This window comes from Pseudomonas sp. GW822-FHT04H02 (genome assembly GCF_058800645.1).
Window position 1 is genome coordinate 69,242 of sequence record NZ_JBXAMM010000009.1, and the last position, 20,121, is coordinate 89,362.

At 59.9% G+C, this 20,121-nt stretch carries 19 protein-coding genes and 1 tRNA gene; 15 read left to right on the plus strand and 5 right to left on the minus strand.

Annotation, left to right across the window (positions count from 1 at the left end):
* The first annotated feature begins 26 nt into the window (after positions 1-26).
* The 3 genes from AC1RMG_RS29885 to AC1RMG_RS29895 all read left to right on the plus strand — a co-directional run bounded on the left by AC1RMG_RS29885 (position 27) and on the right by AC1RMG_RS29895 (position 9,824).
* On the plus strand, positions 27-7,286 hold the full coding sequence (locus AC1RMG_RS29885; protein ID WP_493170884.1) for a two-partner secretion domain-containing protein: 7,260 nt from the start codon (positions 27-29) through the stop codon (positions 7,284-7,286).
* A gap of 1,042 nt (positions 7,287-8,328) precedes the next feature.
* Positions 8,329-8,673 (plus strand): hypothetical protein, encoded by a 345-nt coding sequence (locus tag AC1RMG_RS29890; protein WP_141679916.1) that lies wholly within the window; start codon positions 8,329-8,331, stop codon positions 8,671-8,673.
* Between the two features lie 785 nt (positions 8,674-9,458).
* Positions 9,459-9,824 carry a hypothetical protein gene (locus AC1RMG_RS29895; protein WP_141679917.1) on the plus strand — a complete coding sequence of 122 codons (366 nt, stop codon included), beginning with the start codon at positions 9,459-9,461 and terminating at the stop codon, positions 9,822-9,824.
* Positions 9,825-9,910: 86 nt separating this feature from the next.
* Here AC1RMG_RS29895 and AC1RMG_RS29900 read toward each other — a convergent pair whose 3' ends face one another.
* Entirely contained in the window at positions 9,911-10,501 is a 591-nt protein-coding gene (locus tag AC1RMG_RS29900) for a DUF4291 domain-containing protein (protein ID WP_493170886.1), read from the minus strand.
* Between the two features lie 48 nt (positions 10,502-10,549).
* Positions 10,550-10,819, minus strand: a complete 270-nt coding sequence (locus AC1RMG_RS29905; RefSeq protein WP_072452194.1) for a hypothetical protein — start codon at positions 10,817-10,819, stop codon at positions 10,550-10,552.
* Between the two features lie 260 nt (positions 10,820-11,079).
* Between AC1RMG_RS29905 and AC1RMG_RS29910 the strand changes: the two genes are divergently transcribed.
* The 7 genes from AC1RMG_RS29910 to AC1RMG_RS29940 all read left to right on the plus strand — a co-directional run bounded on the left by AC1RMG_RS29910 (position 11,080) and on the right by AC1RMG_RS29940 (position 15,762).
* On the plus strand, positions 11,080-11,358 hold the full coding sequence (locus tag AC1RMG_RS29910) for a BrnT family toxin (RefSeq protein ID WP_011058551.1): 279 nt from the start codon (positions 11,080-11,082) through the stop codon (positions 11,356-11,358).
* Positions 11,336-11,584 (plus strand): BrnA antitoxin family protein, encoded by a 249-nt coding sequence (locus tag AC1RMG_RS29915; RefSeq protein ID WP_011058552.1) that lies wholly within the window; start codon positions 11,336-11,338, stop codon positions 11,582-11,584. The genes AC1RMG_RS29910 and AC1RMG_RS29915 overlap by 23 nt, the downstream gene beginning before the upstream one ends.
* A 223-nt stretch (positions 11,585-11,807) precedes the next feature.
* Complete coding sequence (locus tag AC1RMG_RS29920; RefSeq protein ID WP_011058553.1) at positions 11,808-12,368, plus strand: YbhB/YbcL family Raf kinase inhibitor-like protein; 561 nt, start codon at positions 11,808-11,810, stop codon at positions 12,366-12,368.
* An 88-nt stretch (positions 12,369-12,456) separates the two neighbouring features.
* Positions 12,457-14,205, plus strand: a complete 1,749-nt coding sequence (locus AC1RMG_RS29925) for a vWA domain-containing protein (protein ID WP_145713590.1) — start codon at positions 12,457-12,459, stop codon at positions 14,203-14,205.
* Positions 14,206-14,242: 37 nt separating this feature from the next.
* The gene (locus AC1RMG_RS29930) at positions 14,243-14,824 is read left to right on the plus strand and encodes an RNA polymerase sigma factor (RefSeq protein WP_011058554.1); all 582 of its coding nucleotides are present in this window, start codon (positions 14,243-14,245) and stop codon (positions 14,822-14,824) included.
* Positions 14,821-15,504 carry a hypothetical protein gene (locus tag AC1RMG_RS29935; RefSeq protein WP_077933180.1) on the plus strand — a complete coding sequence of 228 codons (684 nt, stop codon included), beginning with the start codon at positions 14,821-14,823 and terminating at the stop codon, positions 15,502-15,504. The genes AC1RMG_RS29930 and AC1RMG_RS29935 overlap by 4 nt, the downstream gene beginning before the upstream one ends.
* Positions 15,505-15,576: 72 nt before the next feature.
* Complete coding sequence (locus AC1RMG_RS29940; protein ID WP_011058556.1) at positions 15,577-15,762, plus strand: hypothetical protein; 186 nt, start codon at positions 15,577-15,579, stop codon at positions 15,760-15,762.
* A 17-nt stretch (positions 15,763-15,779) separates the two neighbouring features.
* Here AC1RMG_RS29940 and AC1RMG_RS29945 read toward each other — a convergent pair whose 3' ends face one another.
* The 3 genes from AC1RMG_RS29945 to AC1RMG_RS29955 all read right to left on the minus strand — a co-directional run bounded on the left by AC1RMG_RS29945 (position 15,780) and on the right by AC1RMG_RS29955 (position 17,319).
* Positions 15,780-16,244, minus strand: coding sequence for a hypothetical protein (locus AC1RMG_RS29945; protein WP_011058557.1), 465 nt, complete (start codon positions 16,242-16,244; stop codon positions 15,780-15,782).
* Complete coding sequence (locus AC1RMG_RS29950; protein WP_015633705.1) at positions 16,228-17,079, minus strand: hypothetical protein; 852 nt, start codon at positions 17,077-17,079, stop codon at positions 16,228-16,230. Before AC1RMG_RS29950 ends, AC1RMG_RS29945 begins: the two co-directional genes overlap by 17 nt.
* A gap of 163 nt (positions 17,080-17,242) precedes the next feature.
* Positions 17,243-17,319: transfer RNA gene (locus AC1RMG_RS29955), tRNA-Arg, on the minus strand.
* Positions 17,320-17,507: 188 nt separating this feature from the next.
* Between AC1RMG_RS29955 and AC1RMG_RS29960 the strand changes: the two genes are divergently transcribed.
* The 5 genes from AC1RMG_RS29960 to AC1RMG_RS29980 form a co-directional block, all read left to right on the plus strand.
* Positions 17,508-18,050, plus strand: a complete 543-nt coding sequence (locus AC1RMG_RS29960; RefSeq protein ID WP_072443737.1) for an RNA polymerase sigma factor — start codon at positions 17,508-17,510, stop codon at positions 18,048-18,050.
* 119 nt (positions 18,051-18,169) lie between these two features.
* The gene (locus tag AC1RMG_RS29965) at positions 18,170-18,397 is read left to right on the plus strand and encodes a RebB family R body protein (protein ID WP_011058560.1); all 228 of its coding nucleotides are present in this window, start codon (positions 18,170-18,172) and stop codon (positions 18,395-18,397) included.
* A gap of 24 nt (positions 18,398-18,421) precedes the next feature.
* Positions 18,422-19,090, plus strand: coding sequence for a hypothetical protein (locus AC1RMG_RS29970; protein ID WP_011058561.1), 669 nt, complete (start codon positions 18,422-18,424; stop codon positions 19,088-19,090).
* A gap of 141 nt (positions 19,091-19,231) precedes the next feature.
* Positions 19,232-19,789 carry a hypothetical protein gene (locus AC1RMG_RS29975; RefSeq protein ID WP_493170890.1) on the plus strand — a complete coding sequence of 186 codons (558 nt, stop codon included), beginning with the start codon at positions 19,232-19,234 and terminating at the stop codon, positions 19,787-19,789.
* A 113-nt stretch (positions 19,790-19,902) separates the two neighbouring features.
* On the plus strand, positions 19,903-20,121 hold a 219-nt coding region (locus AC1RMG_RS29980; RefSeq protein WP_368995990.1), incomplete at its 3' end, for a RebB family R body protein.

Consider the following 20,121-nt stretch of genomic DNA (forward strand, 5'->3'; position numbering starts at 1 on the left):
TGCACTGATTCATTGAGGCTTTTGACATGGACGTTCGCCAACTCGCCTTTCTGGCCCGCCAGCCTTCCGCCACCCTGCAAGCGCGGGATTCGTTCTGGGGGCTGTCCAAACGCGGTCTGGCGTTCGTCCTGGCCAACATGATGTTCTGGCAGCCGCTGGTGGCGATGGCCGACGGCATCGTGGTCAACGACAGCGGCACAACACTGGGACAGGCCGGCAATGGCGTGCCCATCGTCAACATTGCCACGCCCAATGGCAGCGGCCTGTCGCACAACAAGTTCAGCGACTACAACGTCGGCCAGCAGGGGCTGATCCTCAACAACGCCACCGGCCGCACCCAGGAAACCCAGCTCGGTGGAATCATTCTCGGCAACTCCAACCTGGGTGGCCGCGCGGCCAATGTGATCCTCAACGAGGTCAACGGCGGCAGCCCCAGCCAGCTCAAGGGCTACACCGAAGTGGCCGGGCAAGCGGCCCATGTCATTGTCGCCAACCCCTACGGCGTGACCTGCAACGGCTGCGGCTTCATCAACACCCCCAAGGCCACCCTGACCACCGGCAAGCCGGTGATCGAGAACGGCCAGGTCCAGCGTTACCAGGTGGACCAGGGCAGCGTCGCCATCGAGGGCGCGGGCCTCAACGCGAGCAATATCGACCAGTTCGAAATCATCACCCGCAGCGCCAAGATCAACGCCGAGATCCAGGCCAGGCACCTGGCGGTGATCGCCGGGGCCAACGACGTCGATGCCAAGACCTTGAACGCCACGGCCCGCACCGCCAACCCGGCGGATGCACCGCAACTGGCCATCGACTCATCAGCCCTGGGCGGCATGTACGCCGGGGCGATCAAGCTGGTGGGCACCGAGGCCGGGGTCGGGGTGAAGCTCGACGGCAAGCTGATCGCCAGTGGCGGTGATATCCAACTGGATGCCAACGGCCAGTTGCGCATGGCCGACGCCACTGCCGAGAAGGGCGCGGTGGCGATCAAGGCCGGCAGCCTGGAGGCCCAGGGCGCGGTCTACGCCGGCAGCGAACTCAAGGTGCAGACCAAGGGCGACCTGAGCAGCCAGAAAACCCTCGCCGCCCGCGACAGCATCCAGCTGGACAGCGGTGGCCAACTGAGCAACCAGGGCATCATCGAAGCCGGGGTCAATGCCGATAACTCTCGCAACGCCAACGGCGACATCAGCCTCAACGCCCGGGATCTCGACAACCGCGGCAAGAGCATTGTCGCCAGCCGCGACCTGACCCTGAACACGGCCCAGACCCTGAACAACCAGGGCGGCACCCTGAGCGGGCAGCGCCAGGTGACGGTCAGTGCCGGGACTCTGGATAACAGCCGTCAGGGCAAGCTGCTGAGCGCCGAGCGCCTGCAACTCGATGCCGAGCAAGTGCGCAACGGCCAGGGCGGCCTGATCAAGAGCCAGCAGTCCCTCAATGCCACCCTCGGCCACTTGGGCAACAGCGGTGGCGAGCTGTCCAGCCAGGGCAGCAGCACCCTGGTACTGGCCGGCATGGACAACCTCACCGGCGTGGTACTGGCGCAACAGACCCTGACCATCACCGGCAGCGCTGAGCTGGACAACCAGGGCGGGCTGCTGTCGGGCTGGCAGGGCCTGACCCTCAACGGCACAGGCTTGAACAACAGCAACAAAGGCACCGTCTCCAGCCTCAAAGGCGGTGTCGAGGTCACCCTCAGCGACGCCTTGAACAACAGCCAGGGCGGTGGCCTGGTCAGCCAGCAGGCCCTGGACGTCAAGGCCGCCAGCCTCGACAACAGCCTCAAGGGCATGATCTCCAGCGCGGGTGCACAGAGCCTTAAACTCAGCGACCGGCTGGACAACAGCCAGGGCGGCTCCATCGACAGCGCCGCCACCCTGACCCTGCAGGCCATGACCCTGGGCAACAACGGCGGCACCCTTGACGCCTCGGGTGACCTGACCTTTACCGGCACCGACCTGGACAATGGCACCGGCACTTTCACCGGCAAAACCGCCGTCACCCTTAATCTGTTGGGCGCGTTGAACAATACCCACGGCAAGCTGGCCAGCGGCGGCCCGCTGCGCATCGAACGCGCTGGGCAGATCGACAATCGGGGTGGCCAGATGGCCAGCCAGGGCCTGCTGAGCCTGTTCGCTGCCAGCCTGGACAATCGTAACCGTGGGACCTTGATGGCCAACGACCCACTGACCCTGACCCTGGACGGCGCACTGCAGAACAGCGGTGATGGCTTGATCTACAGCCAGACCGGCGGCCTGCACGTTCAGGCCGGGAGCCTCACCAATGGCAAGGGCACCCTGCAGAGCCAAGGCGCTCTGAACCTGAGCACCGGCGACATCGACAACCAGAGTGGTCGCATCCTGGCCAGGAACGGTAACCTGAACATCGGCGCCGGCCACTTGGATAACCGTGGGGGCGTGCTTTCTAGCGTGCAAGGCGCGATGACCGCCGATCTTCGCGGCGTGCTGAAAAACGGCTACGACCCGAGCAACAACCGCCAGGGCGGCGTGACCCAGGCCCAGCGCCTGACCCTCAAGGCCCTGGCTGGCATAGACAACGACGGCGGGCGGATTTCCGCGCAAAGCGGCGATGCGCTGATCACCACCGGCGATTTCGATAACCGCAACGGTGGCCTCTACGCCAAGGGCCTTGTCAAAGTTAGCGGCGGCCATTTCGACAACAGCGGCAACAACGGGCAAATCGCCGGCCAGCAGATTAATTTCGACCTCAGCGGCGCTCTGAATAACCACAAGGGCATCATCGAAAGCGACAGCAGCCTGACGATCAAGGCCGCCAGCCTCGACAATCAGACCGGCCAATTGCGCGCCCTGGGAGACGGTGGCGATACACGGCTGGAGCTCGGCGGATTGTTCGACAACCGCGATGGCTCTCTGGAAACCGCCAACCAAAACCTGGCCTTCGACGCTGGCAGCTTCAACAACCGTGGCGGCAGCGTGCTGCACAGCGGCAACGGCCTGTTCGGCCTGTCCATGGCCAACCTCGAGGATGTGGGCGGGCGCCTGAAAACCGCCGGTCAGCTGATCCTGGAAGGCGAACGCTGGACCAACAGCAGCTCGATCCAGGCCGGGAAACTGACAGTCAACGTCAACCACCTGACCCAGGCCCGTACGGGCCAGCTCCTAGCCGGCAATGGCCTGATAGGCAGCGGCGTGAACTGGATCAATGACGGCCTGATCGGCAGTGATGCAGGCGTCAATATCGACCTCAGTGGTCATTACAGCAGCAAGGGCCGACTCAGCAGCTTTGGGCAACTGGACCTAAAAGCTGCCCAAGTGGACCTGGCAGACAGTGCCAGTATTGCTGGCGGCGGCAACACCACAGTCTCGGTGTTCGGCCAGTTGAACAACGCAGGGCGCCTGAGCGCTGCGGCCGGGCTCACGCTCAACGCGAGTGGCATCAACAATCAGGGCACCCTTGGGGCTGCCCAGAACCTGACCTTGACCACCGGCGGCCTGCTCAACGATCACGGGCTGGTGTTCAGTGGCGACGACATGGGGCTGCGGGTCGACACCCTGACCAACAGCTACGGCAACGTTTACAGCCTCGGTCATCTGACGATCGATCGCGATGGTCAGGGGGCTCTGGCCAGCCGCATCGCCAACCGTTCCGGCACCCTGCAAAGCGATGGTTCCATGACGCTTGCAGCCAGCACCCTTGAGAACATGCGCGATGTGCTGGCCACCAACAACGGCGGCATCTACACCGCCAGAATCGCTGAAGTCGCCTGCATCGAGGGCTACAACGCCGGTGACTGTGGCGGCAAACGCAATCACGTGTGGGAGATCGTTCAGCGCGACAAATTTGAAGTCACCGAAGCGAGTGCGGCGTCGAGCATTGCCGCTGGCGTCAACCTGAATATCAACGCCGGCGACCTGCTGAACCAGAGCAGCAGTATCAGCGCGGCCGGCAACCTGATGGCCACGGTCAACAACTTGACCCACAGCGGCGTGGAAACCGGCGAGACCGAAACCACCCGGGTGTTCATGTCGGCGCGGACCAAAAATGCCAGTGCCTGGTACAACGTCGCTAACGCTGTCACCAACCGATACTGGTTCCAGAGTGCGGGTTATACGCCTGATGACCTGGGTGGTCTGGAAGGCGCGCTGGCCGGTTTTATCGGCATGACCGAACGTGAGTGGGTCGGCCTGGGGACGACGAAAAAACTCGCCGGTGGTGATCAAAGCTATGCCGCAGTGATCCAGGCCGGGGGAGCGGTGAGCATCAAGGCCGGCAATGGCTTCGACAGCAGCGTGGTCCGTCCGGGTTACACCTATGTCGGCAGCGGTGCGCGTACCGATACCCAAGTACCGGGTACCGCCTTCGCCACTCGCATCAGCCTCAGCCCGCAACTGCCCCCAGACCTGACCCAGCAACAGGTCAACCCCCTGGCCCTGCCTGGCTTTAGTCTGCCCGCTGGGCAGAACGGTCTGTTCCGCCTCAGTGGTCAGAGCAGCAGCGCCGCACCAGCTCCGGCGCAGATCGCCGGCCTGCCGGATGCCGCGAACCTTACCCGGCCGCACAAGTACCTGATAGAAACCAACCCGGTACTCACCGACCTCAAGCAGTTCATGAGCTCGGACTACCTGCTGTCCAGCCTCGGTTTCAACCCGGACGACAGCGCCAAACGCCTGGGGGATGGCTTCTACGAGCAGAAGCTGATTCAACAAGCGGTACAAGCCCGTACCGGCCAGCGTTTTATCGACGGCCAGAACAGCGACGAACAGCTGTTCAAGTACCTGATGGACAACGCCATCCAGAGCCGGCAACAGCTCAACCTGTCGGTGGGCGTGACCCTGACCTCCGAGCAGGTGGCGGCCCTGACCCACGACATCGTCTGGCTGGAAAGCCATGAAGTGAACGGCGAACAAGTGCTGGTGCCCGTGCTCTACCTGGCCCAGGCCAAGAACCGACTGGCCCCGAACGGCGCCCTGATCGCGGGTAACGACGTCAACCTGATCGCCGGCCAGGACCTGAACAACGTCGGCACCCTGCGCGCGACCAACAACCTGTCGGCCCAGGCCGGGCAGAACCTGATCAACAGCGGCCTGGTGGAAGCCGGTAGTCGCCTTGACCTGCTGGCCGGCAACGACCTGGTGAACAAGGCCGGCGGCATCATCGCCGGGCGTGACGTGAGCCTCGCCGCAACCCGGGGCGACGTCATCAACGAGCGCACCCTGACCTCGCACCAGAGCAGCAACGGCAGCTACGCCCAGCAGCGCGACTTCGTCGACAACGCCGCCCGGGTAGAAGCGGCGAACAGCCTGGTGATCAGTGCCGGGCGCGACATCAACAACAACGGCAGCGTACTCAAGAGCGGAGCCGACACCAGCCTCAAGGCCGGTCGCGACGTCAACCTGAGCGCTGTGGAACAGGTGGTCAGCAACGACCGCGGCGTGCGCTACAACGACCTCAGCGTGACCCAGAACGGCTCCAGCCTGCAGGCCGGTCGCGACCTGGCCATCAGCGCCGGGCGCGACATCACCGCCATCGCCAGCCAGATCGAAGCCAAGCGCGATGTGGCGATGGTGGCCACCGAGAATCTGAACCTGGTTTCGGTGGCCAATGAAACGCACTTCTACAGCAAGACCAAAAAGGTCAAAAGCCAGGAAGATCATGTCAAACAGGTTGCTTCCACGGTGACGGCGGGGGGAGATGTTTCGCTGACTGCGGGTGAGGATCTGACCTTGATCTCCAGCCGTGTGACAGCCGGGGATGAAGCTTATCTGGTGGCCGCTAACCAACTGAATCTGCTGGCGGCTCAAGACAGCAATTACTCGCTGTATGACATGAAGAAAAAGGGTAGTTGGGGTAGCAAGAAGACCCAGCGCGATGAGGTCACTCAGGTTACCCATGTGGGCAGCGAAATCAGTACGGGTGGTAATTTGACTCTGGTGAGTGGTGGCGATCAGAAGTATCAGGTCGCCAAATTGGAGAGTGACAAGGACATCACCCTAGATAGCGGTAGAGCCATCACCTTTGAAGGGGTGAAGGACCTGCATCAAGAGAGTCATGAGAAGAGCAACAATAGCCTGGCCTGGACCAGCGCCAAAGGGAAGGGCAACACCGATGAGACCTTGCGCCAGACAGCGTTGTTAGCTCAAGGCAAGGTAGCGATCAAGGCCCTGGATGGACTGAAGATCGATATCAAGCAGATCGACCAGGGCACCATCAGCCAGAGCATTGACGCGATGGTCAAGGCCGACCCGCAACTGGCCTGGCTCAAGGAGGCAGAGCAGCGAGGAGATGTGGACTGGCGCAAGGTGCAGGAGATTCATGACAGCTTCAAGTACAGCCATTCAAGTCTTGGTCAGGGGGCGATGCTGGCGATTGTCATCGTCGTCGCCGCTTTTACGGCGGGTGCCGCCAGCGGTGCTATAGGTACGGCTGCGGGGGCGAGTGCTGGGTCCGGTTCGGCAATGGCGGCTGCGGGAAATGCAGCGATGGTTCAGGCGGGAACGGCAGTCGGCACTGCGGCGGCGGGGTGGGGTAATGCGATGGTTACTACGGCGTTATCTTCGATGGCGGGCACCGCTGCGGCTAGCACTATCAACAACAAGGGCAATCTGGGCAATGTGGTGAAGGACGTATTCAGTGAAAACAGCTTGAAAGGCTACGCAACCGGTGCGGTGATTGCTGGTTTCGGTGCGGCCTTTACCAACGAGATGGGGCGGACTTTAAGTGCGGAAGGTAATTATGTTTATGGCGATGACTATGCCGGGCGCTTGAAGGCTTATGCAGCCAATACCGCACTGAAGGGGGCCTTGAGTGGTAAGGACAAAGACACTTGGTTGAGTATTGCAGCGACTGGGGCGTTGATGGAGTTGTATCAGTATTCGGCGGGTCGAGACCCGGATGTTAGGCCTGGGGTGGAGAGACCTGGAAGCAATGTTTTTCAAGAGCTAGATGGGGGGCTTGTGCCGCGCGTTACTGTCAGTGGAATAGAGCGAGAAGGAAATAATGTTGGTCTAAATCAAACGTGTACTTCCTTGTTGGCTATTTGTCACGGAATGCCTCTTAGTAATTTTTTAAGTAATGTTCCTGGTGTTAATGCATTTGCGACTTTACATGATACTTGGATGAATAGACTGATCGAGCTGAAAAAGTTGAGCTGGCAACTGGGAGGTTCTTTAGGCGAAAAGCCTGATATGAGTATTTTTGAAAATATTGGTAGTATGCCGCCCGCATTAATAGTCAATTACGGGGCAATCATTGATAAATATAGGCCTCTAACTGATGCAGTGAGGAAAGATGAAAAAAATAATTAATGTATTTTTGGTCTGTCTCTTTGCTATAGGATGCTCGTCACCTTTTTATTCGACTTGGGTTAGTGCTACCAATGGGTTGGTTGGTACTCCGTTTGAGTCGCACTTTTGGCCCCCTAGATGCCTGCCAGATTGTTTGCATCAATATTGGTCGCCCAGCAATAAGAATGCAGCTTTTGATAAAGTTTTGGATGAAGAGGCAGGTGAAAAGCGCTACTACATTACGTGGCTTATGGATTGTCGTTACTCAATACTTGTCTCAAAAGAGGGCATTATAAAATCTTGGCGTTATGAGACGGAGGACAAAAGAAGTTGTTTTGTTTTTTAGAAGTTAGATGGTCTGGCTCTCGTAAGAAGACTTGCTCTTATGTTGAAACGGAAATATTGGGATTTTTTATGCGCTGAGCTCAACAGGCTCGTGGTTGCTCAGCTTTGGGAAGGAGGTAATGAAATAGGATGCTGGATTTTAGTCGATGGTTTGAATAGTTGTGGATGTGTGATGATTTGTGAACTGTGTAAAGGGACTAGCAAAAAATGGAAATGAAATGGCCTCAAGGAACATGGGGTTCTTATTTAATTTTTGAGCAGTAGTTTGTGAAACTAATAGTTGTTGGTTTCGAAGCGAAAAGTAAAGGAGTGTATTCGATTCTTTTAAAGTATGGTGCGCGGAAGCTTGTGAGAGAAGTAAGAGTATGTGAAGGCGCTGTGTTATATGCTGAATATGAATCAAGTCTGCAGGAAATTCTGCATAGAAATGTTGGGGATGCAAAAAACATGCATCGTCTAGTATTTAAGTCGCATCGACAAGAGTTTGTAGAATTTCCTTTATGTATCGGAAATTTCTAGTTTTCCGAAGAGGCTGATGTTGAAAATCTTCTGACTAGTTACCTGGTTGTTGGTGTAGGGTGGCTTGGGTTTATTAGAGCGGAATAAAGAATCCCAAGATGGCAGGGCTCTGTTTCATACTTACAATGAGTGAGAGTTTGATTTGGCTTATTCGAATTTAGAGTTTTCTGGGCAGTTTACGCGGATTCATGATCTGGACTTGAGTATTGCCTGCTTTCTAGTAATAGAGTCCGGAAAATATGTAAGCTCGGAAGCATTGGACTATATGTTTGATTCTTGGGTCGATTCGATTTCGTATGGCGGCCCTGGTTGTATTGATCTGCAGCTAGATAAATTTCTGAAAAGCCAAGAGTATGCTGATGTAGTTGTAGGCTTGATTGATAGGGTGATCCAAGAGTTGTATTCAATGGCGGATGTTTATCCGAAAGAGAAATTGAGCTCGATGCTGGCAGGCGTAAAGATAACTTTGAATGCGGACTATGAAGTTAAGTTGATAAGAACTGCTTTAGTTGGGTTGCGAAAAGTCATTGTAGGTGAAGGATAGCTCATGGGCTGCATGATGACTCAGATGATTTTTCACTAACTCCTGAGTCTTTGATTTTTTCAAGATTGAAATAAGGTTTGAAAAAAAGCTCTGCTGTGACCTGCATCAAGTTTGTTTTTTCTAGTTTGTCAGCCTTCGGATCATAGTGGGCTATATATTAAGTAAGAGTCACGTAAGTGATAAGTTTTTAGAGTGAAGAAGAAAATATATTATGGTGTAATCGCGCGTGGTACAGAGATATGTATGCATGTATTTTGCATTTTTAAGTGAGATGTAGCATGAGCATTAAACTTAAGACAGAGGCGGGAGTGTTAGAGTTTATTGTCAAAAATATGAAGGCTAAGGATAGTTTTTTTTGACTTCGATATTGTCAGTATTTGGTATGATAAATATTCTGGCTGTTTACCGGCTGATTTCTTTTGTAGTTTGAATTTTGATGATATAAATAGGCTTGTTGATTATTTCTATAGGCATAAATTGTCAGTGCTTACTAATCAGGTTAATGAGTCACTGGTTTATATGCCTTTGGAAAGCGACTTTCAAATAAGGTTCATGGCCGGGGAGGCTGAAAGCATGGAAGATGGATACTTTTCCATAGGTTTTTTATTTAACCTTGGAAGTAGTTACGAAGAATCTTCGAATGTATATTTTGGGTTCGAGGCTGGTATTGATTTTTTAGCGGTAGATGACTTTTGTGTTTCTTTGAAGGAACTGGTGACCGTTGAGCAGTAGATGATTTCCTAGTAATCCACGGTTTTCAAAGTGTTTTAATCTGGTAAGCCATGATGAAAGAAGTATCTCCTCTAATATGTACATCGTGTGAAGAACAGCTCGATGTGTTTAACGAGGGTTCTACCCAAGGGTTAAGGTGTTCCGGTTGTGGCTGGTCCTTGGTTACTACACATATTTCAGACATTAAAATCGATGAGCGAGAATATAAAATTTTTTGTAGCGGTAATTATAAAAGCGAAGCACATGTGCGAGTTGTATCCGAGGTGGCAGGTTATAATTTTTTGATGTCCAGAAAAGCACTGCAGAAAGGCCAATTTCTTCTGTTCTCCGGGCAGGCTGTTGAGGTCTCGCGGGTCAGGAAAATGCTTGGTCACGCAGGGGTTTTATGTACCATCACACCTGATTTTAAGTGGGATTGATCAGATGACGATTGTTGTTTGCTAAGCCTCTAAGGTGAATGAGTGAGTTCTTCCAGTAACTTAGCTGCAACTTCCGAAAGTGCAGGTTATACATCAAACCCCATAGAGTACTCCCGCTCCTGCGGAAGCAGCCTGCTGGCTCCTTCCAAGTCTCCTTCCTGAATGAGTCGATGAATCTCGTGAGCCAGGGGCGTGACGTCGGTGATGCGCTTGATCCACTGGTTCACATACAACTGCACGGCCTCCTTGCTCAGGCCAATCTGAATGGCCCGATGTTCCTGGGGCCGCAGGTACAGATCCCGTTCCGGGTCCCACTGAATCCGCACCGGCGACTGGTCTTTCAACTTCAACCACTCTTCCTTGCTCATGGACTCGTCGACATGGCTCAGGCAACCGTTGGCCAGGGCCCATTCGAAGCCTTCGCGGCTGATGTCGATGGCCAGGATGCGGGTCTGTCCGGGGTCCTTAAAACCCCAGCCGGCGCGGTACATCATCCAGAGGAAGGACGGCTTTATCCAGGTCATGCGCTCCATCTTGAAGGGTGGGGAGACGAAGGTGCCGTGGGCCAGGGCGGTGTCGGCGATGCTGTCGGAGTAGGCCTGGTAGACGCGGATGGTGTCGGCGTCGTAGAGCGCGCGGATCTGGCGCTCGGGGATTTCTGTTGCGGGTTTATGCATGGCATTTCCTTATGAAGAATGGGCGGCCGGGAAGCCGCCCTGGGGTGTTTAGAGTTTGGCCTGCGGTTGCAAACGCCGTGATGTCACATCCAGCAGATCACAGCCATCGCGCAGCAGGATGCTGCACACCAGGGTCAGTTCCTGCAGTAGCACCGGTTCGCTGCGTAGGGTCTCGGCGGCGAAGTTCTCCAGCAGTTGGGTCGCGGCGCGGATGCGAAAGGCTGCGGCGTCGTGCAACACATCGATGGGCGCCTGGGTGTCGATCAGCAGGGAAGGAATCAGGCAGTCGTGGCCGGTTAGGGATATATAACGGTTCATTAGTACACCTCGCTTAATGGATCGATGTACTCGTTACTCCGGTCGCCAAACCAGGTCGCCATATGGGCGACGGCCGGACTATAAGCCGCGGGCTTGCGAGGGTGCAAGGCAAGTGTGGTGGCGTCTTTTCCGAGAGCGTTGTAGGGCTTTTTCCGTACACATCCATCCCGCTTGCGACTGTATTTCCAGGTGTTTAGCCAGGGCGCTTTTGGCGAACGGTCGGCTAGCCTGTATGTACATTTGTAAATACGGAATTGCTCATGTACGTTGCATGGGACGAGGCCAAGAACCACGCCAACATGCTCAAGCACGGCATCGATTTCAACGATGCGGTGCTGATGTTCCAGCGCCCGGTGCTGTCCTTGCGCGATGAGCGCCTGGACTACGGCGAGGAGCGCTGGGCCAGCCTCGGTTGGATCAGGACCCTGGTGGGCGTGGTGGTCCATACCGAGCGGCGGGGTCATGCGGTGCGCATCATCTCGGCGCGAAAAGCCACTAAGCGGGAGGCTAAATATTATGTCCAACGGATCGAAAACTGATTGGGATCGCCTGGCGAAAACCGATGACCAGGGCATCGATACTTCTGATATCCCCGAGCTGGATGACGATTTCTTTCGCCGCGCCGAGGTGCACCTGCCGGGCAAGAAGGCCGTGACCATTCGCCTGGACGCCGATGTGCTGGAGTGGTTCAAGGGCCAGGGCGCGGGTTACCAGACGCGGATCAACCAATTGCTGCGCCAGTACATGCAGGCCCACCGGGACTGAGGCCTGTGCATCATTTCAGGAGGCGGGCGGATGGCCCGCCGCTCTTTCCGGCCGGCCGTGGAGGGTGGTCGCCATTGCGATTCCTGTCTGAAATATTCATTTACAACTACCCCCGTCCTCAAGCTCAATCTGCTCCCTTGCCTGGTGCGAAGGAGTGCGCTCTTTCGTGCAGGCTATAGTCTTGTGCTCACCCTGACCTCATCCGCAAATAAGGTGCTTTCGTATGTCTCGCTTTGCCTCCCGCAATACTTGGCTGGCCGTTGGTGCCGCGTTGCTGTGCCTGCACTTGCCCGTGCAGGCACAGGAGCGTTTTACCCTGAACATTCCCGGGGTTTCGGATGACCGGCTGTTCACCACGGGCAATGCCAGCGATGCCAAGGGCTGTGGCGGGCACAATAATTCCCCGGCCTTGAACTGGACCGCCGGCCCGACCGGGACCTTGAGCTACGCCATCGTCATGCACGACCCGGACGGGGCCAAGGGCCAGGGCGTGGATCACTGGGTGCACTACGGCATCAAGCCCACCACCCGGCAGATTCCCGCCGGTGCCGGCAACAAGCCGAACCTGGAAGGGCTGGCCGGCCTCAACAGCCGCAACGGTACTTCCTATATGGGCCCGTGCCCGCCGGTGGGTGACAGCGCGCACCACTACATCATCCAGATCTACGCCCTGGACCTGCCGCCGGAAGCCCTGCCCGCCGGGCTGACCCGCGCCCAACTGCTGGAAAAGATCAACGGTCACGTACTGCGCAACAGCAGTGTGGTGCGCCGCTATTCCCGCTGAGTGAAATTTTTTTCGAAGGCTTAACCCGAATCGCCCAGGGGCTTCGTCTGAAGGGGGGAATGGATCATTTCTTTCCGAGGTCAGCCCCATGTCCCTTCCCGTGCATTTCCTTCGTCCGGCCGCCCAGGGTTTTGCCGCCGGCCTGTTGCTGGCAGTTGCCGGCTGTGGTGTGTCGTCCAAGCCCGAATCCGCTGCCGGCTCGTCAACCCAGGGAGCATTGCAGGCTGCGCCTCAAGCGCAGTACGAGGTGCAGCATGCCGATGCCACCATGGCCAAGCGCGCTGTGCATCCCATGAGGTTGTCAGCGCCGATGCCGGCGCCCATTAGCTCACGGGATTCGCTGGTGGCCGGTTACCGCGACGAGCCCCGGGAGCAGTACCAGAAACTGCCGGACAACCCGATCCACAGCGTCGCCGAAGCACCGGTCTCGACCTTCAGCGCCGACGTCGATACGGGTGCCTATGCCAACGTCCGCCGCTTGCTCAACCAGGGCAGCCTGCCGCCGGAGGGCGCGGTGCGCCTGGAGGAACTGGTCAACTACTTCCCCTACGATTACGCCCTGCCCACGGACGGCTCGCCCTTTGGCGTGACCACCGAGCTGGCGCCGTCGCCGTGGAATCCCCATACCCGCCTGCTGCGCATCGGCATCAAGGCATCGGATCGCGCGGTGGCGGAGCTGGCCCCGGCCAACCTGGTGTTCCTGGTGGATGTCTCCGGCTCCATGGATCGCCGTGAAGGCCTGCCCCTGGTGAAAAGCACCCTCAAGCTGCTGGTGGATCAACTGCGGGACCAGGACCGGGTGTCGCTGGTGGTCTACGCCGGTGAATCACGGGTGGTGCTGGAGCCCACGTCCGGTCGTGACAAGGCGAAGATCCGCACTGCCATCGACCAGCTCACCGCGGGTGGTTCCACGGCGGGCGCCTCGGGTATCCAGCTGGCCTACCAGATGGCCCAGCAGGGTTTTATCGACCAGGGCATCAACCGCATCCTGCTGGCCACCGACGGCGACTTCAACGTCGGCGTCAGCGACTTCGACAGCCTCAAGGCCATGGCCGCCGAGAAGCGCAAGAGTGGTGTCTCCCTGACCACCCTGGGGTTCGGCGTGGACAACTACAACGAGCACCTGATGGAGCAACTGGCCGATGCCGGTGACGGCAACTACGCCTACATCGACAATCTGCGCGAAGCGCGCAAGGTGCTGGTGGACCAGCTCAGCTCGACCCTGGCGGTGGTGGCCAAGGACGTGAAGCTGCAAGTGGAGTTCAACCCGGCCCAGGTCAGCGAATACCGCCTGCTGGGTTATGAGAACCGTGCACTCAAGCGAGAAGACTTCAGCAACGATAAGGTCGACGCCGGGGAAATCGGTGCAGGGCATACGGTTACCGCGTTGTATGAAATTGTCCCGGCTGGCGAGAAGGGTTGGCTGGAGCCGCTGCGTTATACCCAGGCCAAGGCGCCGCAACAGAGTGGCAAGCAGGGCGAACTGGCCATGCTGCGGCTGCGCTACAAGGCGCCGGAAGGCGGCAGCAGCCGCCTGATCGAACGGCCCATCAGTGCCCAGCAGCCGGGCAGCCTGGCGGCGGCCAGCCCCGACCTGCGCTTCGCCGCAGCCGTGGCGGCGTTCTCCCAGCAGCTCAAGGACGGCCGCTACACCGGCAACTTCAGCCTGGCCGACACGGTCAAGCTGGCCCAGGGCGCCAAGGGTGCCGACCCTTACGGCCTGCGAGGCGAGTTCGTACAGCTGGTGGAGCTGGCGCAAAGCCTGCAAACTCAGGCGCCGAAAGCCCAGGCGGCGCAGCCCGTGGACTTGAGCCAAGTGCAGAGCCGCCTTGAGTAGACCTCAGACCCGCAGTGAACAGGAGTTCAACCGCCCTATGTCTGCTGCCCAATCCACCAGCGACGCCAGCAGCGATGAAACGCTGCTGGCGCGTTACCGTGCCGGAGACCCCGCGGCCTTCGAGGTGCTTTACCAGCGCCATCGCCAGGGCTTGTATCGCTTTGTGCTGAGCCTGTGTGGCAAGGCCGAGCTGGCGGATGAGGTCTACCAGGAAACCTGGCTCAGCCTGATCCGCAGCACCAGCCAGCCCCAGGGCCGGGCCAGCTTCCGGACCTGGTTGTACCAGATTGCCCGCAACCGCTTGATCGACCACTGGCGCAAGCACGGCCAGCGCAACCCGTTGCACGACAGCTATGACGAACAACTGCACGGTGAAGCCGACCAAGCCCCCGGCCCCGAACAGCAACTGAGCCTGTGCCGCGACCAGCAGCGTATCGAAGCCGCCCTGCAGGACCTGCCCGAAGACCAGCGCGAGGTGTTCTTGCTGCGGGCCCACGGCGACCTGGAACTGCCAGAAATCGCCAGCCTGACCCAGGCTCCCCTGGAAACGGTGAAAAGCCGTTTCCGCTATGCGTTGAAAAAATTGCGTCGGCTCCTGGCCGAGGAGGTACTCACATGACTGACGCCCGACAGACCCCAACCCCCGAAGAGCAGATGCTGGCGCATATCCGCCAACACAGTACCCAGGAGCCACCGGCCCATCTCGACGCCCTGATCCTGGCCACTGCCCGCCGCGAAGCCCCGGCGCCCAAGCCCGGCTTCTGGCAACGCTGGATGCAGGCCTGCCTGCGGCCGCGTTATCAACTGGCTTTTGCCAGTCTGTTTGGCGTGGCGCTGGTCATCGGTTTGCTGCGGCCTTCCCCGGAGCACTATCCACAAGAGCAGGCCTTTGTCCCTGCGCCCGCTCCAGCCCCAGCTGCGCCCATGGCACGCCAGGCGGCGCCACGTTCCGCCGAGTTGGCCGGGGCCTTGAGCGTCCCTGAGCCGGCTGCCCCTTCGCCCATCGCTCCGGCGGCCCCTGTCGGCAGTTTTGCCGCGGCGCCGGAGATGGAAGCGTCCGCTGATGCAGCGCCACCTGCGATGGCCAAGCCCAGGGCCGAGTCGAGCAAGCTGGCCAAGCGCATGTCGGCGCCGGCCGCGCCCCGGGCGATCAAGCGATTGAATGAGCAACTGCAGACAGTGCTGCGTCTATGGGACGAGGGCCAGAACCGCGCGGCGGCCGAGCTGCTGCTCCAGCTGCAGGAAACTTATCCACAGGAGGATCTGGACGCGCGCCTGCAAGCCTTGCGTCGTCAATAAGGTGCGGGGGTTGGCTGTCGCAGCGGAAAACGCGCACTATCTGCCCAGTTTCCAGAAAGTGAGAGGCCGGTCATGGCACCCCGCATCGACCGTATTGCTGCAATGTTGAACTGCCCGATCAAGGGCGCGGAGCTGCGCCAGGCCATCAAGGAAAGCCGCAAGGACTTTGGCCTTGAAGAGGGCGAGGACCTCGATCAGCAGGCCGACGACGAAGACGATCAGGCGGCCCCGCACTCCGACGCCGTCGAGGAGGAGTGATCCGGCAGCCCCAGCGCTCAGGCGTAGGGGGTGGCGGGCAACTCGATGAACTCGGCGCAGGCACCGTCCGCGGTCATGCGCCGGGCCCGTTCCGGCAGCAGCCGGGCGTGGTTTTCCACTTGCCAACGATACCAGCTCAGGCGCTGCACGATCCGCCGCCGGCAGGGCTCCGGCAATTGCCCCAGCAGGTCGACACTCTCGGGCGCCCAGCGGGCTCGGGTCGAGTAGTAGCAGAACAGGTTTTCCCGCAGGCCGAAACAGTCCTCAATGCTTTCCTCGACGCTGTACGCGTAGCGCTCGAAGCTGGCACTCAGTTGCTGTGCGCCGTCGGCATTGTCCCGCAAGTAGGCGAAGATCCCCGGCCAATTGATGCAGTACAGGTGCTCGTCCCAATCGCCGTCCCGGGTCAGGTACTGGCCCTGGCCGCGAAAGAACTGCAGCACTTCCTCGCGCTCCAGAGCCACTTCAAAGTTGCTTTTCATCGGGTGTTCCCTTGACGTCGGCGATGCTCACAGATAACGCCACGCATTCGATCACGCAATCGAAGCCGATTTCCAGGCGCAGGTGATAACCGGGGCCCAGGCGAGTGAGCTGGGTGCGCATGCGCCCGTCGAAGCGCGTGCCGCTGACCGCCAGTTCGCTGATGCCCTGGACCTTGAGCACGAAACTGCAGTGGGTCGCCGCCTCGATCACCGGCCAGCTGGCAGGCACAGACAAGCGCGGCAGTTCACCGCTCAGGTGCAGGCTCAGTTGCTCGCCCTGGAACTGCGGGCCCTGGGTCTCCAGGTCATAGGGCGTGGCGGTCACATCGAACTCGGCCCGCCAGGCTTCAGGGTTGTCGATGCCGAACAGCCAATCCCCGCCGAAACGCTCACGGTGCGGGATTGCCCGGCACTCTGCCAGCGAAGGCAATTGCGCGCGGACCAGGTCTTCCTGCCAGCGCTCCCGTGCCGCGTTCAGCAGGCGCTGGAAAAGGTCCCGGCTGTTGTCGATCACCCCTGGCCAGTTGCTGGGCCACTGATCGTATTCGTAGTCGTCCTCGATGGGCTCCCAGATCTGTTCGAAGTCGTAGTCCGGGTCATCCAGGGCCGCTTGCAGCACCTCCACCAGCCGCTGTCGATGCCGGAAATTTTCCCGGGAACCGTGGCGCATCAGGCCGTAGTGGCGGACCAGGTATTCGCGGTCGTCCGGGTCATTGGGGTTGTAGCGGTTCAGTTCGGCATCCAGGGCCGGGGGCATGTCATAGCCCATGAACCAGGTGACCCAGTCGCGTATCTGGGGCTCGAAGGGTTGATTGTGCAGGGGATGGCGCAGCATCGGGACCTCCTGTCCGGGGGCGGCGAATGTAGCAAGTTGCGCTTCGCCAGGACAGCCCAGGGCCGTCATGTGTGCGGGGTGCCGTCCGGGCATCGCGCCGTTTTGCATCGCGGATCAACAAAAAAGCCCCAGGCCGTAAGACCTGGGGCTTTTTCGCTGAAGATGGCGCACTCGGCGGGATTCGAACCCACGACCCCTGCCTTCGGAGGGCAGTACTCTATCCAGCTGAGCTACGAGTGCAGTGCGGGCGACATCATACCTATGTCGACTCGGGGCGTCCACGCCGGTTTTCATCGGCTGGTGCTTGTCCGTCGCAACCCCCGGAAACCCGGGCCGTAGTGGCAGTTTTTCCTGCTGAAGCTTCTTCGTACCTGCGCGCAACCTGCAGCCAGAACCGTGCAATCACGGGGCACAGGGAGGTGCAGGAGATGAACTGTTCCATGCCGGGCGGCCTGCAAGCGGGCCTGCCGGACCAACTGTTCGAAGCCAGCTGGAGGGCGGTATTGCCCGGTTTGCAGCGCCGCGCCCGGCAGTTGGCGCGGGGCAACGCCGATGGTGCCCAAGAGTGGCTGGCGGCCACGGCGATCAAGGCGCTGCTGTTCTTTCGTCGCTCGCCGGAGCGGATTCGCGACCCCCAGGGCTTTCTGTTCCTGGTGCTCGATCATGTGTTTGTCGACAGCTGCCGCCGGCAGGCCCGGGAGCAGCGCCTGTTTGTGGATTTCGCCGGGCTCGAGGATGACCCGCTGCAGCAGCTGGAGGCCCCGCAGATGTCGGTGCTCGACCAGGTGGAATTGCTGGAGACCCTGGCCCTGCTCAGTCGACGGGTGGCGCAACTGCCGCCGAAGAAGCGCCGCCTCTTTGAACTAAAGTTTGTCGACGACCTGCCCTATCCCCACATCGCCGCCGAGCTGGGCATGAACCAGCCCTTGGCGCGCAAGTATGTGCAGCTGTTGCGGGCGCAGTTGCGTTGATGTGGCCTGAGGTTTCACAGCCGGCTCGCTCGGGCGTTCCTGTTCAGTGAGCCTGTTTTCGATGCTGTAGCCGGTGCCGCCGCCTTCTGCGGTGGGCCATTCCATCTAAGGAGAGATGTATGCCCGATCCAATGGTCAACTCGCAGATCACCGATGCCGTCACCCAGACCAACGTCAAGGTCGTGGCCGAGGCACCGGCCCAGGCCATCGCCTCGCTGTACCAGGTGGCCAGCCACTCGGCCGGCCTGTCGCTGCAGAACGCGGTCAACAGCCAGCAGGCGCTCAACCAGATCTCCAATGCGGTGGTGTCCAAGGCCGTGGCGCTGATCATGGCGATTGGCGAGTAGGGCTGACCGCCCGGGAGAATCGTCATGGCCTGGTTCAAGAAGAAAACCCCACCCGCAGCTGCGGCCGATGAAAGCGCCGGCGCGGCGGCCGACCCTGGCGCCGCTGCAGTAGCCGCCGAGCCTGAGGCACCCTCGGCGATGGCCGGTGACGCCGCCTCGACAGCCAGCGCGCCGGCGCCCGATCCTGCGCCATCGCCTGCAGGCCCGGCGCAGCCCTCGATGATGCAGACGATGAACGCGCACCTGCTCAAGCAGGCCGGCACGCCCAGCAGCGACAGCACCGATGCCCTGAACAGCCAGATTGTCCAGGCGGTGCAGTTCAGCAATGCCCAGACCTTCAGCTATGCCCCGGCGCAGATCGCAGCAGCGCCGGACATGATGATCAGCCAGGCCGCCGGCCTGGTGGCGCAGTCGGCGGCGGGGTATTTCGACGGGGTCAGCAAGCTGGCCCTGGCGGCCCAGGCGGTGCTGCTCAAGCAGATGACCGAGAACATCGTCAAAGAGAACGTCAAGGGGGCTGCCGAGGATGCCCTGGGCGCGTTGGTCACCGATCTGCTGGTGGGCGCGGCGGCAGCGGTGGCGGCGGCTGCCGGGGCCATGGAGGCCGACGCGGCCGGCGTGGCCATCGACAAGATCGACCAGAGCATCGCCAAGTACAGCAGCACCCTGGCCAATCGCACACCGTCCTCCTGAGCAAGCGCCCCGGGCGCGCCAGGTGCCCGGGGCCTGCACGGCCAGGAGCATGACCGCGACACAGGCTTTCCCCCTGGCGTTGAAGTTCGACGGACCCGGTGCCCAGCCCTTCAACGTCATTCATTGAGTAAGGAGCATGCAATGGCGAATGAAGAGCAGACCCCGATGGCGACGATATTCGGCTTTGCCGAGAAGTATCTGAAACGCCCGTTGACCCAGGTCGAGCGCCAGGTACTGGAGGCATTTGCCCAGGACAAGCCGCTGGACATGTCCAGGGCCGCGCAACAGAGCGTCGATCAGGCGCGGCAGCGGGCCACGGAGCTGATGCAGTCCGATGGGCTGCGCACCCGGCAGATCATCGATCAACTGGCCGGTTCCGCCGCCGCGGGCAAGGCCGATCCCCAGGCGCGGGAGCTGGTGCTGCGCCAATTGCTGGCGGCCGCCGAGTCCGAGGAGCCGCTGTCGGTATCGCCCCCCGGGGCCGGCCTGGTGACGACCGCCGCCGCTGCAGCCGCCGCGGCGGCGCTGGCGCCGGCACTGTCCCCGGCCAGCTTCCCGGCGGACGATCCGCAGCTCAAGGCAATGATCAGCGCCCTGGTCCAGCAGGAGGTGAAAGCCGCGGTCGAGGCGCGGATGGCCGGGCTGTCGCAGAAAGTCGAAGACACCCTCAAGCAACTGACCGCCGGCGGTGGGCAATAAGGGCCCCCTGAAATAACCGCAAGGCCGTTCAAGCCCCGCTTCACAGCATCAGGGCTGCCACGTTCACTCAATGACACGGAATGCTCCGTGTGCCTAACAAAGGAAGTTGAGCCATGCCACTTGTAAACGAACAAATCACCGATGCCGTCACCCAGACCAACGTCAAGGTCGTCGCCGAAGCGCCGGCCATGGCGATGGGCACCATCTACCAATCCATGGCCCAGGCCACCGCGATCCTGTTCCAGAACTCGGTCTCGGCGCAGCAGCAGCAAAACACCCTGGCCCAGGCGGCCACCAACCAGGGCGTGATGCAGATCTACAGCGTCGACACC

What these genes read in the sequence shown, in the direction of transcription:
- AC1RMG_RS29925 (WP_145713590.1), top strand. Translation starts at nt 12,457, where the DNA reads ATGTCCCTTCCCGTGCATTTCCTTCGTCCGGCCGCCCAGGGTTTTGCC.
- AC1RMG_RS29930 (WP_011058554.1), top strand. Translation starts at nt 14,243, where the DNA reads ATGTCTGCTGCCCAATCCACCAGCGACGCCAGCAGCGATGAAACGCTG.
- AC1RMG_RS29935 (WP_077933180.1), top strand. Translation starts at nt 14,821, where the DNA reads ATGACTGACGCCCGACAGACCCCAACCCCCGAAGAGCAGATGCTGGCG.
- AC1RMG_RS29910 (WP_011058551.1), top strand. Translation starts at nt 11,080, where the DNA reads ATGTACGTTGCATGGGACGAGGCCAAGAACCACGCCAACATGCTCAAG.
- AC1RMG_RS29920 (WP_011058553.1), top strand. Translation starts at nt 11,808, where the DNA reads ATGTCTCGCTTTGCCTCCCGCAATACTTGGCTGGCCGTTGGTGCCGCG.
- AC1RMG_RS29915 (WP_011058552.1), top strand. Translation starts at nt 11,336, where the DNA reads ATGTCCAACGGATCGAAAACTGATTGGGATCGCCTGGCGAAAACCGAT.
- AC1RMG_RS29960 (WP_072443737.1), top strand. Translation starts at nt 17,508, where the DNA reads ATGAACTGTTCCATGCCGGGCGGCCTGCAAGCGGGCCTGCCGGACCAA.
- AC1RMG_RS29945 (WP_011058557.1), bottom strand. Translation starts at nt 16,244, where the DNA reads ATGAAAAGCAACTTTGAAGTGGCTCTGGAGCGCGAGGAAGTGCTGCAG.
- AC1RMG_RS29895 (WP_141679917.1), top strand. Translation starts at nt 9,459, where the DNA reads ATGAAAGAAGTATCTCCTCTAATATGTACATCGTGTGAAGAACAGCTC.
- AC1RMG_RS29970 (WP_011058561.1), top strand. Translation starts at nt 18,422, where the DNA reads ATGGCCTGGTTCAAGAAGAAAACCCCACCCGCAGCTGCGGCCGATGAA.
- AC1RMG_RS29885 (WP_493170884.1), top strand. Translation starts at nt 27, where the DNA reads ATGGACGTTCGCCAACTCGCCTTTCTGGCCCGCCAGCCTTCCGCCACC.
- AC1RMG_RS29965 (WP_011058560.1), top strand. Translation starts at nt 18,170, where the DNA reads ATGCCCGATCCAATGGTCAACTCGCAGATCACCGATGCCGTCACCCAG.
- AC1RMG_RS29905 (WP_072452194.1), bottom strand. Translation starts at nt 10,819, where the DNA reads ATGAACCGTTATATATCCCTAACCGGCCACGACTGCCTGATTCCTTCC.
- AC1RMG_RS29975 (WP_493170890.1), top strand. Translation starts at nt 19,232, where the DNA reads ATGGCGAATGAAGAGCAGACCCCGATGGCGACGATATTCGGCTTTGCC.
- AC1RMG_RS29900 (WP_493170886.1), bottom strand. Translation starts at nt 10,501, where the DNA reads ATGCATAAACCCGCAACAGAAATCCCCGAGCGCCAGATCCGCGCGCTC.
- AC1RMG_RS29940 (WP_011058556.1), top strand. Translation starts at nt 15,577, where the DNA reads ATGGCACCCCGCATCGACCGTATTGCTGCAATGTTGAACTGCCCGATC.
- AC1RMG_RS29950 (WP_015633705.1), bottom strand. Translation starts at nt 17,079, where the DNA reads ATGCTGCGCCATCCCCTGCACAATCAACCCTTCGAGCCCCAGATACGC.